This window comes from Pseudoalteromonas sp. A601 (assembly GCF_002165575.1).
Classification (GTDB): domain Bacteria; phylum Pseudomonadota; class Gammaproteobacteria; order Enterobacterales; family Alteromonadaceae; genus Pseudoalteromonas.
Genome location: NZ_MXQF01000007.1, coordinates 166,951 through 182,700, shown reverse-complemented (window position 1 = coordinate 182,700; position 15,750 = coordinate 166,951). Strand labels below are relative to the sequence as shown.

Genomic DNA, 15,750 nt, shown 5'->3' with positions numbered 1-15,750 from the left:
TCGCAATGATGAACAATTATTTGCGCCAGATCAAAGTAGCCATTCGCCCTGTTTTACCATCTCGTCGATATGAAAAAAACTGCGCTTGCTGATTAACAGTACAATGCTCACCACCTGAAATTTTTAAAATACCTAAATGGTTTAGTTGAATGTGTGCAATGGCGTAAATATCAGCTAAATATTTGCCATTATCTTTTGCTTGAAAAGCATGTTGATACTGTGCACTAAACTGACAAAAAGCAGTCTTGACCTCAGCACCCACTTCGAAGTTTTGCGCCCCAATAGCAGGTCCAAGCCAAGCTACTATTTTTTCTGAAGGAGTCGTAAAGAGAGCAGTTGTGTTAGCGATGATGCCAGCATATAAACCTCGCCAGCCACCATGAATTGCAGCTACCTCACTCCCACATTCAGTGGTGAGTAGAATAGGTAAGCAATCTGCCGTCATTATCGCTAAAGGTTGCTCTGGCAAACGAGTAAAAAGCGCATCGGCATCCACTAGTTTGGAATGATCAAACTGCTCATCAACAACAACAACATCGCTGCTATGAACTTGATTTAACCAAACCGGCTTAGTCGGTAAGTGGCTCGCTAATAACTCACGGTTAGCCAGTACTTTTTGTTCATCATCACCTACATGTAAACCCAAGTTAAAACTACTAAATGGAGCATCAGAGTAGCCCCCTTTTCGAGTGGTGCTCAGGGCACCAATATTTATTGGTGCGGGCCATGTAGGTGTGATCATCGCGATTAAAAGTCTATATTAGGGTTAGCTTTGGTGTCTTCGCGTAATGCGTGTGTCATTGCCACCATGTCGTCAGGAATAGGGGCTTGCCACGTCATCATTTCACCTGTTATTGGGTGAGCAATACTCAGCTTAACCGCATGTAATGCTTGACGGTTAAACGCTCTAAGCATTTCAAATAACTCAGGTGTGGCACCTTTTGGTGGGCGCGGACGGCCACCATAAGCTTTATCACCAATCAATGGATGATTAATAAACGCCATATGCACACGAATTTGGTGAGTACGGCCAGTCTCTAGGCGTAAACGTAAGCGTGTATGGGCACGGAACTTTTCTGCAACACGAAAGTGCGTAATAGCAGGTTTTCCCTGCTCATGTACCGCCATATGCGTACGTTGACTTGGATGACGGCCGATTGGTTTTTCAACCATTCCACCTGCGGTCATCGTCCCATTACAAATCGCTTCATATTCACGAGTGAAGTTTTCACGCTTTTGTAATGCAGTCACTAAGTGGGTTTGTGCAGGAATTGTTTTGGCAACAACCATTAATCCTGTGGTGTCTTTATCAAGACGGTGAACAATACCAGCACGCGGGACGTTTATGATCTCAGGATAATGGTGAAGTAACGCATTTAATACTGTGCCATCTGGGTTACCCGCCCCAGGATGGACCACTAAACCCATTGGTTTATTGATAACTAAAATATCATCGTCTTCATAAACGATGTTTAATTTGATATCTTGCGCTTCATATTCACGTGGCGCTTCAATGCTGGTTTCAACATTGACCACTTCGCCACCTAAGAGTTTTTCTCTTGGTGTGTTGAAAATTTCACCATCCACGGTGATTTTATCATCCAAAATCCACGTTTTTATACGTGAACGTGAATAATCAGGGAACAATTGCGCCAATACTTGGTCTAGACGTTTACCGCCTAACTCAGTTGGCACCTCGGCTTGAAGAGAAATTTGTTCTGACATTAGTAACTTTACCCAATTTACCAGTGCAAGCTGTGCTCGACTGGGTTAGAATCGCTTTTAATAAAAGCATTTATATAATAAGCATAGTTTACTCGGTTTTACCCAGTTGGCCTAGCCGAAGACATCGAAGGTAACAAATAAAATGATAAATAGAATAGGGAAACGTGCATTCGCCATTGTTTTTACAGTTTCATTACTTGGTTTAGGCGCATGTTCGTCTGCTCCAGATGAAGAAGATATCCAACGCGTTCCTAATAAATCAGCACAAGCGCTTTATGAAGACGCTAAACAAACACTAGACTCAGGCCTTTATGCACGTGCAATTGAGCTATTAAGTGCAATTGATTCACGCTACCCGTTTGGCCCAATGTCAAAACAAGTACAAATGGATTTAGTCTATGCCCATTACCAAGCAGGTAATACAGAGCAAGCATTAGCGACCATTGACCGCTTTATTCGCTTAAACCCTAATCACAAAGATCTAGATTACATGTATTACATGCGTGGGTTAGTGAACATTAAAGCGGATGAGAATGCATTCCAAGAATACTTTGGTGTTGATAGAGCCGACCGTGATGCAAACCGTACTCGTGTTGCCTTTACTGACTTATCAACCTTAGTCAACCGCTTCCCACAAAGTGGTTATGCGCCAGAGGCAAAACGTCGTTTGGTTTGGTTGCTAAATAAAATGGCACGTTATGAGCTAAAAGTGGCTGATTACTACTATGAGCGAGAAGCATACCTTGCAGCGGCAAATCGCGGTAAATATGTTGTAGAGCATTATTCACAAAGTAGTTATTTAGATGAAGCACTAGAGATGATGGAAAAAAGCTATAACAAGCTAGGTTTACCAGAGTTGAGTGAGCACGCTAAATTGACACGTGAGTTAAATAAAAACAAATAGATTTAATTATTATATAAAAAAGGCGCTAATTTGATTAGCGCCTTTGTTGTATCGAATGAAAACTTATTAACTTAAACCGAATTAATTAAATAGCTTCTTCGTCTTCTTCTGCCGTACGAATACGCACAACACGCTCAACATCAGTAACGAAGATTTTACCATCGCCGATTTTACCTGTTTGCGCAGTTTTAACGATCACTTCGATGGCACGGTCAACATTTTCATCACCTAACACAATATCTAGTTTTACTTTCGGTAAAAAATCTACCATGTATTCAGCACCACGATAAAGCTCGGTATGCCCTTTTTGGCGGCCAAAGCCTTTTACTTCACTTACTGTCATACCTGTAATACCGACTTCTGATAATGCCTCACGTACGTCGTCTAGTTTAAAAGGTTTGATGATTGCTTCTATTTTTTTCATTGTTCGTTGCTACTTTTAAATTCTGTTTGAGTCGATTTTAGACAATCCTGCAGTTCATAGCAAACAAAGCAATTGAATTACGGTGATTTAATCATCAACAATGATATGATAATTAAAAATCTAGCAACCATCGTTATAAAATACGTTGTTAGTATGGCTTGTTAATGAGTCACCTAGTATTTAGAGGCACATATGAAAAAAATACAACACGGCTTTACGCTTTTAGAATTAATGGTCACCATTGCTATCGTTGGCATTGTTGCTGCAATCGCTTTGTGGGATAGCAGTGATATGCTTGAAGAAAATCGAGCCGAAAACTTTTTGCTTGAGTTAAAACGCAATATCAATTTTGCCCGCGCAAAAGCCACCAGTACAGATTCACTTATCGTAGTGTGTAGCGCAGACACAGCAAATATAGAAAATAATACACAATTGACCTGTTCTAAAGATTGGAGTGACGGCACCATCATTGTATTTTTCGATGACAACAGTAATGGTGGCTATGATCCACAGGAAGGAGACAAAATTCTTAGAGCCATGGCTGAGATATCTGAAAATAGTAAATTAACATTTTCGGGAGATACTTCATTAACATTTGATGCAAGTGGCCGGATCACCTCAAACCCAGGTACATTTACATACTGCCCAAATAAAGACAATGAAAACAATAAAGCATTAACAATAAGCCAATCGGGTACCGCTTTATATAATGGAGATACTAATAACTCTTGTGTTGCTAAAGCACTTTAATTGAGCTTGCAACTCCAGCAAGCTCAACTAATATTAGAATAATAGTAATCAAAAGAGCTCAAGGATGAGAAAGCCACCCCAATTCCAAGCAAAATTAGGGACAACATTGCTCGAAACAATGGTGGTATTGAGTATTGTCGCTATCATGGCTAACCTTGCTCTGTTTCACTTGCAGCCTTTTCTTGCACAAACTCGCCTTGAAAATTATAGCCACCTGATAAAAAGAACCTTGAATTTAGCGCGTAACAATGCGGTATCTTTAAATAGCCAAATTACTGTTTGTGCATTGAAGTCTTCAGTATGTGACAGCAGTCGTTGGCATGAAGGTATTACCGTTTTTGTTGATAAAGGAGATGTTGGAGTCTTTGGTTCTGATGACACTGTTATGTTTGTCACTGAAGCCATTAATAAGTCAGATAAACTTACTTACCCCCGAAACGCCATCACTTACCGCCCTGATGGTACACCCAGGGGGTTTAATAATGGTACATTTATATATTGTGCTGACTATAAATCAGCAAATTTACCGGGGATTGCTATTTCGGTGAGTACTATAGGTAGAATAACACTAAAGGACACCAAAGAATGTCAAAATAGTATTTGAGCAAAATCTAGCTTACTTATTTGTTAGCCTTTTTTAGTTTATTTGCAATGCCAAGCGCAAGCGAAGTCGTTAAACCAAAATGAAATTACCCCCAGCACTCACTTTTATCCGCACTTCCTTTGGACGTTTTAAGTCCGGCGTCATCAATAGTAAAAGATTTACAATCGTCGTCTTTTAGTGGTGGTCCAGCAGCGGGGGTAGCAGTGATCTTGAACGTGCCCGCAGAATTATCAACGCTTACTTTTATGGTATAAAATCCATGCTCTGTCGGAGATACCACACCCAAGTTTTCTAAGCTTTGTGTATACACTCGATTATCAACAAAAAACTGTTGTTGCTTATTTGCAGCATCAAGTAATGAAGTAATGGCTTCTGTGCGAGCTGTACGTTTAACATGTTCAAAGTAACTAGGCAGAGCGACAGATGCGATAATGCCCAATATAGCCACCGTAATCATTAACTCAATTAAAGTAAAACCATTTTTTTGTATTTTCATTCTTCGCACCATCTATTTTGCATTATACGCCGAAAATTATTATGTGTGGGGTGTAAACTAAATCACCCCATCATAAGTGCCTACTGCATCGAATGCAATTATTGCCTGAATTTACCGCATTAAGCACCTTTTTTAATTATTGAGAAATAATGTCTTGCTTATATACATACGTCTGCTGAACCCGAAAACCCAGACCTTGTGTTGATGAACTCGTTACTAATTTTATATGGCCATTTTCATCAAATGTAATGTCTGGTCCTAATAATTCTTGTGGCACAAACGATTCACTAGGTTTTAAAATACCTGCCACTTGCTGTGTATTTAACCAAGGACCAAGTAGTAAAAACTGACTTTTTTTGGCAACCGGCTCCATAGTATCATCGCAAAGATTATCATCATCTTTATCGTCGCATTGCTCTTGAGCTCCAAAATACAATTGCGGTGTATCTGGTAACTCATCACGCGTTAAATAAGCCAATTGCTCATAGGCTTTAGTGCCATAATGCAAATGAAACGCATACATAGCACCTTGCCCACGACTATTTATACACTGTTGACTTGCCTCAGGCGCAGTCGAGGCTGCAGGAGTATAGCTTGTAAAGTAAGCAATACCGCCAACCACTGTTGCAGCAGCGAGAGACTTTTCACCTAGTTTAGGTAAGTTGTAGTACCACCCTTTAAAGCTTCCCAGTTCGACCTCAAGTTGAACAAACGCCTCGTTATCATCCAGCTTGGTGGAAAATGGATCTAAACTAACATCCATTAACTCGTCAATACGAATCGGCTCAGGTAAGCCATTAGGAAATTGGCCAGTAACAGTATTTATATCACGCACCATATAAAGTTGATCTTGAATATTTGTTGTCATCGGATCTGCACGATCTCCACTACCGATTAACACCGCATCAAACGGAATATCCTCACGTACTTGATGCATTTCTCCATTATAAAAAACATTACTAACACGGCTAAATAATGTTCTTGCAATCATAGGTTGATTTAAAAAACGGCGTCTATTAGCTATCCCACTAGCAGTGAGTTCGGCTAATTTAAAATGTGTCCACGACTTGCCTTCTGGCATATCTACCCGCCATACATTCCCTCCGGTGTCAGCAGCATAAAGACGGTCTATATAACCATCATAATTAGCATCAAACACCGCAACATCGCCCGCAATACTATCTACTCCTGCAAATCCATTTTCAGGGGTCAATGACCACACTTTTTCGCCACTGCTTGCATCTACAATATATATGCCTCGCCCTTTATCATCACGACTTGGCTGCTCATTATCTTTATTCGCGTCATAACCTGCAGCAAAGATCAATACCGGTTTATTTTCAAAACCGGCCAATTTAATATAGGTTACAATTGGTTTTGACCACGTTTGCCCAAGCTCTTTAAATGATGATGCCCCTCCTTGAATTGGAGTGCTCCAAAGTAATTTTGGTGAATCAGGCTCTGAAATATCAAGTCCGTAATAATTACGTCCTCCCCGACGCAAACCAAAAAATGCCCAGACACGATCATCATCGTTAATTATTCCATTGCTATTTTTATCATCAATAAATAAACTGATAGGGCCATCAACGCCATATACTTTACTATTTGATTGGTCAGTTCTTAATGATTTGAGAATGCTATAAAGGCTGCGTGGGATAAATGCCCAGCTTTCAGACAAGGAATCGTTTTTATCTTGAAACATATGTAAAAAACCAGCATTTGTGCCAACAAGAATCCTTATATCGCCATTTCCATAATCAATAGCTACGGGTTTAGAGTGCAGTGGATCACCAAAAATATTACTGCGAGTTTCAGTCCGGTTGTCATTGTTATTTTCGTCATCAACATCAACTCCTCGCGCCCAATTTATAGTCGCTTCAATCTCCGATAATGGTTCATTAAACAATTCATCAAGGTCATCTAACTGATTTTCTAAATTAGAATAAGTAAAAGGCATCAACCCCGCAGCTGTATCCGTATAAATATTGCGTTCAGCAAATTCCGACAACCAATAATTAACTCCGCCACTTTGCAACTTAGCGCCATCATTAGGTTCCACATCAGGAAGCCAAAAAGTACGACTATCTTGGCTGATTGCCCCACTTCCATCCAATGCAAGATTACCTGTCGCATCAGTGATCTGCGTACCTGAAACCTTTAATTTTTTTAAATTTCCCAACCAACGAGCACCTAAAGCTGGTTGAAACATAGTTAAATAAATACTATCTAAGTGGCGCGTTCTATCGGCACTACTTGCTACAATCGCAGGGGAAGAAAAGCTAGCATCAACAGTCCGTACTGTTTTCATTGTCGTCGCAAACGCTTCATTAAGCTCCTCTATTGACTCAGCTAAAAAATACTGCCCGCCACCTTGCTTTGCTGTTTCTACCAATACTTGCTCAGCATAAAGAGGCATGCCATGACCAAACCCGACTGTATATACATTAACATTATCGATAATTGCAGTGTCTGGATAGGCATCAAAATTACTAATTCCTTGCCCATGTAAAAGTTTGGCTACGGTTGGTAAATAGGTATTTTTGAATTTATCGGCGGGATAACCATATAGGCTTTGATGCAACTGTTTTATATCGTTTTCACGGCTATTTTCTAATAATGGCAAGCTTTCTGTTAAGGATATACCATCGGTGATCAATACAACATTCACTTTACTTTCACAGGGGATTTCAGAGCCATCATTCAAACTAAAGGGTGAAATATAATGCCCTTGTTGTTGAATACGAATATCAATGAGATCAAGGAATTTAAGGTGATCATAACCAAACTGTTGGCCATGTAAATACAGCATCGCTTCATGTAACATTTCAGTTGCAGGACTTATGTTAACTAATGATAGTAGCCCCCAATCATCAATTGTTTCGATAATATCACTGTGCTCTGTTCCAAACCCATGAGTGACATAACCACCTGTTGAGTCAAATAAGTTACCTAAATCAAGTAAATTATTTAATTTTAAATTTAAAGGGCCATTCGATTTTATAAGCGCAAAATCAACATTGGGATTGTCATTGATCAATTTTTTCATCGCTGTTTTTGCAGCGGATAGTCGAGTCTCAGGGCATAGCTTAATTGCACCAAGCAACTTTTTACACTGTTTAGTACTGTTTATTGATAAAGCCATACTTAGCGAGTTATCAAATACTAATAATACTTTTGGCTTATCATCATTTTGTGAATGATATAATTCAATATCATCAGCCAGAGTCACTTGACTGGTAAAAACAGCTAAAAAGCCAAACAGTTTTGTAATTCCATGCGTAAATTGAAACATAGCGACAACCCTATCCATGTGAAAATCTTCTCGTTTAAAACTCATACAGAAGACTTCTCTCCATTTAGTATGAGTACTACTTTAGTACAGCACAAAATTTAGATTTCACAACATAAAACAGTCATTTCTCTGTATAAAAAACACACCAAGCAATCCTTTTTAACTACATCTAATTGATTAGATTAATATAATGACTACATCAGTGAAATCATGTTTTTTTGTTAATTTCCTCAGAACAGAAAAATTACAAAATAGGGTTGGGACTTGGGAAAAAGATAAAATATTTTGTAGGTATAGAGCTTATTCAGTACAAAAACCTGTAATACAGCCGTATGCGTCTTAATATGAAAGTTGGTTATTAAGTAAAGTATTTAAACAATCTGACTGAAAAGGGAGTTATACGGTTTTACTACATTAAGGGTAGTAAAACCGTGTAAAAATAACTTTAATAGTTATTTATAGTTATCATTCAATTCGCGTTTATAAATAAATGTTTGTTGGGTTTTAAAACCAAAACCAATTGGTACGGCATCACTTACTAGTTTAATTTTGCCATCTTCATCAAACGAAATACCAGGCCCTATAATTTCCTTTGGCACAAATGGGTTTTTCGCGCTTGAGTCCCCCTGCGTTTCTTTTGTTTGCTTAACCCCTGGCCCTAATAATAAAAACTGGCTCTGATCATCGCAATCCTCAGTCTCACATGTGTTTGTTGAACCAAAATAGAGTTGTGGTGTGTCAGGCACATCATTACTCGTCACATAGCGTAACTGTTCATACACTTTGGTGCCATAATGTAAGTGAAATGCATATAAACCGCCACTTCCGCCACTTAAAGAACATTGATTAATAACCGAATCTTTTGAAGCCGGTGTAAAACTCGTAAAATAAGCGACGCCACCAACTACAGTGGCTTCTGCAAGTGATTTTTCACCACTTCGAGGAAGGTCATAGTACCAGCCACTTTTTTGACTAAGCTTTAATTCTTCGTCAGTAAACTTTTTAACATCATTGAGCGCATTCGCAAAAGGATCATTATTTACATTCATTAATTCACTGATTGTAATGGGAACTGGAATGTCATCACCTAAAAATGACTTAGTCACAGTGTTAATATCACGGATCATATACAACTGATCTTGCACGTTCGTCAACGTAGGCTTGGGCCTATTGCCACTGCCTATTAATACCGCATCAAAAGGTGTGTCTTGGCGAGTAACGGTTGTTTTATTATTTTCAGTGGTATTGGTTACCTTGCTAAACATTGTCCGCGCCACAACCGGCTTATAGAAAAAACGTCTATCTTGACTAGATAATGCTCCTCCTAATTGTGCAAGTTCAAAGTGAGTCCATGGGTTTATGCTATCCTTCGGATTTTCACCGGGCATATCTACTCGCCAGATACTACCTGCTGTATCAGCTGCATATAGACGGTCTATATAGCCATCATAGTCAGAATCAAGTATTGATACGGTTGCGGCTATACTATGCTCTCCTTTAAAGCCTGTTTTAGGGGTTAGCTCCCACACCAAACTACCATCTGATGCATTAACAATATATAACCCCCGTCCTTTTCTATCATTACTAAGCTGCATATTGTCTTTATTAGTATCAAAGCCCGCCCCAAAAATTAGCACGGGATCTGTTTTCCCTTTAATATATGTTGCGATTGGCGCTGACCAAGTTTGTGCTAGCTCAGAGAATACACCTGTGCCTCCTTGAATTGTCCACATTAATCGAGGAACATCAGGGTTGGTAATATCTAAACCATAATAATAATTACCGCCTCTACGCATACCAAAAAAAGCCCATACGCGATCGCCAGTTTCAACAACACCATCACGATCAGCGTCATCGAAAAAGACTGTAATAGGGCCATCAACGCCGTACACTTTAGTATCAGCTTGGTTGTCCCGCAACGGTGTTAAAATTCTATATAAGCTATTAGGAATAAATGACCATGTTTCACTCACTTCGTCCCCTTTATCCTGAAACATATGTAAAAAACCAGCATTAGTACCAATCAGTATACGTATATCATCATTACCATAATCAATAGTGACGGGCTTTGAGTGTAATGGATCACCAAATATGTCCTGACGCTGATCCCGACGAGAGCCATCCTTATCCTCATCATCAACGTCAACACCTCTAGCCCAATCTATAGTTGAGGCGACATTGAGTATATCGGCCCCGAAACTATTAGCTAAATTTACAAGTCCACCTAAAGCTGTTTGCAAAACGGAGCTTTTAAACTCTATGAGTCCTCCTGCGGCAGAATCGGTGTACACGGTTCGCTCCGCTAGATTTGTAAGGTGTAAATTAACACCACCACTTTGCACTAAGTTACCATCTGCGGCAGAATTTTCAGGTAACCAAAAGGTATGGGCTGTTGATTTAATCAAGCCATCATCATTAAGCGCAGGATTACTTTGCGCATCAATAATCTCTGTACCTGACACTTTTAATTTTTTTAAATTTCCTCGCCAACGAGCGCCTGCTTCTGGGTAAAACATGGCATAGTAAATCGATTCTCGGCTTCGTGTCTGATCAACATTATTACTTGCCACTGAGGGAGATGTAAATGTATCGTTCACTTCACGGATACGAGTGATTGTATTTTTTAATGCTTCTGAAAGTTGCTCAGCAGTATCGGCATGCAGATATTGGCCACCACCATACGTCGCAGCTTGAGATAATAAATCCTTACCTGAGTTGCTCATCCCGGTACCAAACCCTATAGGGAACACTCGGCCAAACTCTCGGATCTCTGTCGTAGGAGTATACAAGTCTACTTCAACATCACTTGTACCATTTATAACTTTCGCCAATGCCGTTAAGTAACTATTACTTACAACTGGCGGATTTGATGTATAATGGTAATTGTGTAAGTTCTTAATATCATTGTTTCTATTGGAGTCACTTGTGGGATCACCATCTGTCATTAAAATTATGTTTACACTGTTATCACACCTTAAAGGCTCCCCTGCGACAGGTATAAAAGGCGACTTATAATAGCCTGATGACTCAGCAGATCTATCCCGGTCATTAGTATTTCCCCCATAATACACATGTTGACCTGTGATATATAAATACGCTTCCCAAAGTGTTTCTGTTAGAGGTGTGCTTCCACTAGCTGGTAAGTTATCGACTTTATCTAATAAAAAGGATTTTTCAGAGCCTAATTTTGCAAGAACGTACCCTCCATTACTACCATTGAAGCGCATCAAGCCAAATTCAATATCATCATTTTCCTCAATTAATTGAGATATAGCTTTCTTAGCAACACCCAGCCTTGTGTCATCACATTCAGCTCTATAATAACCACTCCTGATGATATAACACTGTTCTTTCCATGAGTAACTATCTAAGCTTTTAAAACAATCTCCTCTTTCGAACTGATTCGATTTAACTCTTCTGTAGCAGACTTGACTATCACCATCCACAACACTCCAAGCCATACTGCCTGAAGTATCAAAAATTAATAAAACACGAGGCTTTTCATCAAGCTCAACATTATGATTAACATATAATTCAATATCTTCAGCGTAGCTGTGCATACTTAAAAGCAGTGCAATACAGAGCGAAATACTTATAACTAACTTTTCAAACTTCATCATATTTACTCACTTAACCGCCAGTATTTAAACTAGCCATTTCTTGGGCGATTCCAGTCGTTATTGTAATAGTGTGTTTACTTTTTGAGCCATAGGTTATCGTACTATCAACTTGCACCATGTTGCATGAAATACCTGCGGTAAAACTAAACTTACGGGGGCAGGGCAGATCTAGCGCACCATTATTTAAATTACTCATTGAGTTTACTGTATCGCCCACTTTATCTAATGCGATTGAACCATTCGGTATTTGCGCTCGCGTATATAAAAAGTAACTGGTTCCTCCTTTAGTCGCTTCATCAGCTATCACTTGTTGTACATTACCCATCAAAGCGTTTTCAGCTTCTTCTCGCTCAAATGCGGCATTGGTAATTTTCATATCCACACTACTGCTACTCATAAGCGTCACAGCTATACCTGTGACAGCAACAACCATGATCAGCGCCACAATCAGAACAACACCTTGCTGTTTTGCAGCTAACCTTAAATTCTCCATAGGTTTGCTCCTACATTATTTAAGCGAATCGTTGTTGTAAATAGAGCTCGACGAAACTTATCATCAAACTCAAGTATTCTTTGGTCGACATCTTCGCCTAAGGTATATGTTTGATTGAGCTGTTTTAAGTTAGCATCTTCTTGTAATGCTCGTACTAAAATAAATACTTGCACCGTTAAAATGCCTCGGCGGTTTTCCCAATCAGCTGCGGTCATTTTATTAACACTGCGGTAAGTATCTACTCGACCATCATTGTTCGTATCTAAACCGAATAAAAACCGCATATTTTCAACGCCTTCCATAATCGTTTCAGTGACCATTTTTCCACTCGGTGCCAGCCGACGTCGCATCAATACGGGTACTTCTCTATCACGATCGTTTATTTTAAAAGTTTGCTCATCAATATAATAAACATGATGACGATAGCGCCAAAGCGTTGCATTACCGCCTATGGTATTTGCAGCAATGGGGCCTTTACGAAACTCGCCTCGCTCTTGCTCTGCAATAAAATAATAGTTATTCGCAGTGCTATCAGTTGGATCAATTTGTAACCCTTCTAAAAATTTTACCTGCAAGATATCAGTGTTTTCTTTTGTCTTATTAAGGCAATTTAGTGCTTCTCCCCCCATTGTTTCAATGGAATACACTGAACGAAAATTAGTGTTCACGTTAAAAACAGGAAAGCTACCATTATTCGCCCCCGCAAAACAATCTGGGGCTGGTTTTTGTCCAGGTGTAAGTGACACTTGTGTATTTTCTGCTGAAAAAGAATCTTCATAAAAGGTGCCCCAAAAACCAACTTGCTCTATATCACGCTGCATAATATTAAGCGCTAAGCGACCTGTTTCTTGCAAGTCACCTATTGTCATTGTATCTCTCGTGGTTACTTTCATACTGACATACGTGAACATCACTCCCCCAAGCACTAAACCACCAATAAATAATGCCACCATCATTTCGACTAAAGTGAAACCTTGCTGCTTCATATTAGCTCCTTAGGTAAATATAACTTTTCAAAACCATAATACGGCGATTGCTATTACTCTCACCACACGTTAATTGCTGGGTTTCTGTCGTGCCGGTAAACTTTTGGCGGCCTTGCCAACTCACCACTACTTGAATATTAAATGCTTTATCATCGCTATTTGGTACGGCAGTATTCTCTATACATACCGTTGCATCATCTAAAGCGCCTGTATTTTCTTTAGCCTGTATTGCACGGATCCATTGCTGCCGATCAAGTGCCGCTATTTGCGCTGAGCTACATGCGTCACTGTAGCAAGTACGTGACTGTTCAAGCTCGGTATCACTCGTAAATGTGCCATTATATTGAGTAATTGCTGCCACACGATCATTAGCCCGTATCCGTTGAATAATATCATTGCCTAGAGCAACCGCAGCCGCTCGCTGCATTGAATCAAAGCTTGCTTGTTTCGCTTTTGCTTGTAATGCAACGGCACCCAATAAACCGAAGCTTAGAATCACAAACGCAATTAATACCTCTACTAATGTAAAACCTTGCTGTGGTGTATGATTGACTAATTTCATAACGCACCTAATATAAAGCTATCTGACTATAAGCATATGCTATCAGTAGGTAGATTCAACTCTGCTCAGGATAAACGGTTATATTTGTTGATAAGTGGTTACTCGGACAGCTTTAATAACCTGTGTATCTAAAATGAGGAGGGGGAATCAAAAATGCTCTTTTACGTTCTTATACGCACGTCGACTAACAGGTAATAAACAATCACAACCTTTCAATACAACAGCATGCGTTCCGTTAGCGTTTTTTTTCAGTTCAATTAGGCGTGATTGATTAATTAATATTTTGCGATGAATTCGTAATAAGTGCGTGGAAAACTCTTCTTCTAACTGCTTTAAACTGTGATCAAGTAACGCTTCGCCACCAGTAAAAATTAAACGTGTGTATTTATCTTCAGCGATCACATAATAGACATCTTCTAGTGCAACACTTCGCGTAACTCCTGCCAGTTGATAGTTAATCATCGCTGGGCGTTGTTTTTGCACATGAGCACGAGTGAGACGACCAAGTTGCTCTATAGTATTGGCCAAATTTTGCTCTGTAACTGGTTTGACTAAGTAACCTGCTGCACTAAGTTGTAAAGCATCCAAAGCATGTTCAGGGTAAGCGGTCACAAATATTATCGCGGGTGGCACACTAAGTGTATTTAATTGCGCAGCAATTTCTAAACCGTTCATGGCGGGCATATTGACATCTAAAAATACAATATCTGGCGCCAAACATTTTACTTGCTGTATAGCTTCGGTGCCATTACTTGCATGTGCTATATCACTGTAGTCTGGATTTTTCGCAAGTAAGCGCTGCAAGCGAGATCGAGCTAATGGCTCATCATCGACAATAAGAACTTTCATTGTTGCTCCTGTGTATAATCAACATCCAAAGGCAGTACCAATTTAACCCGATACACCCCTTCTCTTACTGTCATTGTCAACTTAGCACGCCCCTGATAATAGAGATCTAACCGTTGGCGAATATTATCTAATGCCATGCCATTTCCTGGCCGTGTTTGTTGCGATGATGAAGACACGGGGTTTTCGACGATAATCACCAACGAGCGTTGACTTACATGTAATTCGACATAAATAACAGCCCCCGTCAATGAAGGCTCAACACCATGACACACGGCATTTTCTAATAGTGGTTGTAATGTTAAACAAGGAATTGTTATGTTTGGGAGTTGTTCTGGTAATTGCCAGTCAACTTGTAGCCGCTCTGCAAACCGCCAGCTTTCTAACCTTAAATACTGCCGGGTCAATGTAATTTCATCAGACAATGCGGTTTCTTTTCCGACTTGCATTGCAGCTTGCGATAATGCAGCTAATGCTAAGATCGCTTGCTCCGCAGCATCTGGATCGTAATGAGTCAATTCGGCGGCTGTATTAAGGCTATTATATAAAAAGTGTGGCCGAATACGCGCCTGTAGTGCATCAAGCTCAGCTCTTGCTAGCGCATTTGTTTGCTGTTGCTTTTCAAAATAGATTGTCAAAAACTGAATGAATAAACATGCCACTAACAATACAATTAATAGATTCCGAAATATAAAAGCAGCAGGGTTTGCTATTTCAATGTAGCTTTGTGCCAATCCAGTAAGCATTAAACTCATTAGTAAGGTGGTAAAAAAAAGTGAGGCAAATAAACTGAGACTTTGTATAAAGTGCGAATAATTTTTTAGAATAAAACGGAGTAAAAAAAGCCAAGTAAGACTCAATAGAAAGGTAAGCTGTAAAAATAAACTGATAACACCTAAACGGATCCAGATGTCTTGAGCTGCAGTAGGTGCAAAAGCCAATATAGTTGCAATAACTTGCACCACAACTAAGGTGGCTAACACACCTCGCTCAGTAAAAAGAGCCACGAAAAACAACACATTAGTTTGCATCGACTTGCTCACGG

Annotated in this window: 14 protein-coding genes; 3 read left to right on the top strand and 11 right to left on the bottom strand. The window is 39.6% G+C overall.

Annotated elements, in window-relative coordinates:
* Positions 1-16 precede the first annotated feature (16 nt).
* Together pgeF and rluD are read right to left on the bottom strand one after the other, a co-directional pair.
* Complete coding sequence (gene pgeF, locus B5G52_RS07875; RefSeq protein WP_087532099.1) at positions 17-742, bottom strand: peptidoglycan editing factor PgeF; 726 nt, start codon at positions 740-742, stop codon at positions 17-19.
* 5 nt (positions 743-747) lie between these two features.
* Positions 748-1,725: a 23S rRNA pseudouridine(1911/1915/1917) synthase RluD gene (gene rluD, locus B5G52_RS07870; protein ID WP_087532098.1), complete on the bottom strand. Its 978-nt coding sequence runs from the start codon at positions 1,723-1,725 to the stop codon at positions 748-750.
* Positions 1,726-1,867: 142 nt separating this feature from the next.
* Between rluD and B5G52_RS07865 the strand changes: the two genes are divergently transcribed.
* Positions 1,868-2,629: an outer membrane protein assembly factor BamD gene (locus B5G52_RS07865; protein WP_087532097.1), complete on the top strand. Its 762-nt coding sequence runs from the start codon at positions 1,868-1,870 to the stop codon at positions 2,627-2,629.
* Positions 2,630-2,714: 85 nt separating this feature from the next.
* Here the strand turns inward: B5G52_RS07865 and glnB are convergent, their stop codons facing one another.
* Positions 2,715-3,053: a nitrogen regulatory protein P-II gene (gene glnB, locus B5G52_RS07860; protein WP_087532096.1), complete on the bottom strand. Its 339-nt coding sequence runs from the start codon at positions 3,051-3,053 to the stop codon at positions 2,715-2,717.
* A gap of 192 nt (positions 3,054-3,245) precedes the next feature.
* On the opposite strand from glnB, the gene B5G52_RS07855 reads away from it, so the two are divergent.
* Both B5G52_RS07855 and B5G52_RS07850 read left to right on the top strand, forming a co-directional pair.
* The gene (locus B5G52_RS07855) at positions 3,246-3,803 is read left to right on the top strand and encodes a GspH/FimT family pseudopilin (RefSeq protein WP_087532095.1); all 558 of its coding nucleotides are present in this window, start codon (positions 3,246-3,248) and stop codon (positions 3,801-3,803) included.
* 64 nt (positions 3,804-3,867) lie between these two features.
* Positions 3,868-4,407 carry a GspH/FimT family pseudopilin gene (locus B5G52_RS07850; RefSeq protein ID WP_087532094.1) on the top strand — a complete coding sequence of 180 codons (540 nt, stop codon included), beginning with the start codon at positions 3,868-3,870 and terminating at the stop codon, positions 4,405-4,407.
* Positions 4,408-4,492: 85 nt separating this feature from the next.
* Here the strand turns inward: B5G52_RS07850 and B5G52_RS07845 are convergent, their stop codons facing one another.
* From B5G52_RS07845 to B5G52_RS07810, 8 genes are all read right to left on the bottom strand, one after another.
* Complete coding sequence (locus B5G52_RS07845; RefSeq protein ID WP_087532093.1) at positions 4,493-4,903, bottom strand: type IV pilin protein; 411 nt, start codon at positions 4,901-4,903, stop codon at positions 4,493-4,495.
* A gap of 136 nt (positions 4,904-5,039) precedes the next feature.
* Positions 5,040-8,243 carry a PilC/PilY family type IV pilus protein gene (locus B5G52_RS07840; protein ID WP_254911168.1) on the bottom strand — a complete coding sequence of 1,068 codons (3,204 nt, stop codon included), beginning with the start codon at positions 8,241-8,243 and terminating at the stop codon, positions 5,040-5,042.
* 407 nt (positions 8,244-8,650) lie between these two features.
* Positions 8,651-11,815: a pilus assembly protein gene (locus B5G52_RS07835; RefSeq protein WP_087532129.1), complete on the bottom strand. Its 3,165-nt coding sequence runs from the start codon at positions 11,813-11,815 to the stop codon at positions 8,651-8,653.
* A gap of 13 nt (positions 11,816-11,828) precedes the next feature.
* Positions 11,829-12,311: a pilus assembly protein PilX gene (locus tag B5G52_RS07830; protein ID WP_087532091.1), complete on the bottom strand. Its 483-nt coding sequence runs from the start codon at positions 12,309-12,311 to the stop codon at positions 11,829-11,831.
* The gene (locus B5G52_RS07825) at positions 12,299-13,297 is read right to left on the bottom strand and encodes a PilW family protein (protein ID WP_087532090.1); all 999 of its coding nucleotides are present in this window, start codon (positions 13,295-13,297) and stop codon (positions 12,299-12,301) included. The genes B5G52_RS07830 and B5G52_RS07825 overlap by 13 nt, the downstream gene beginning before the upstream one ends.
* Position 13,298: 1 nt before the next feature.
* Entirely contained in the window at positions 13,299-13,859 is a 561-nt protein-coding gene (gene pilV, locus B5G52_RS07820; protein WP_087532089.1) for a type IV pilus modification protein PilV, read from the bottom strand.
* 147 nt (positions 13,860-14,006) lie between these two features.
* The gene (locus B5G52_RS07815) at positions 14,007-14,708 is read right to left on the bottom strand and encodes a LytTR family DNA-binding domain-containing protein (RefSeq protein ID WP_087532088.1); all 702 of its coding nucleotides are present in this window, start codon (positions 14,706-14,708) and stop codon (positions 14,007-14,009) included.
* Positions 14,705-15,748, bottom strand: coding sequence for a sensor histidine kinase (locus B5G52_RS07810; protein ID WP_140394309.1), 1,044 nt, complete (start codon positions 15,746-15,748; stop codon positions 14,705-14,707). The genes B5G52_RS07815 and B5G52_RS07810 overlap by 4 nt, the downstream gene beginning before the upstream one ends.
* Positions 15,749-15,750 lie beyond the last annotated feature (2 nt).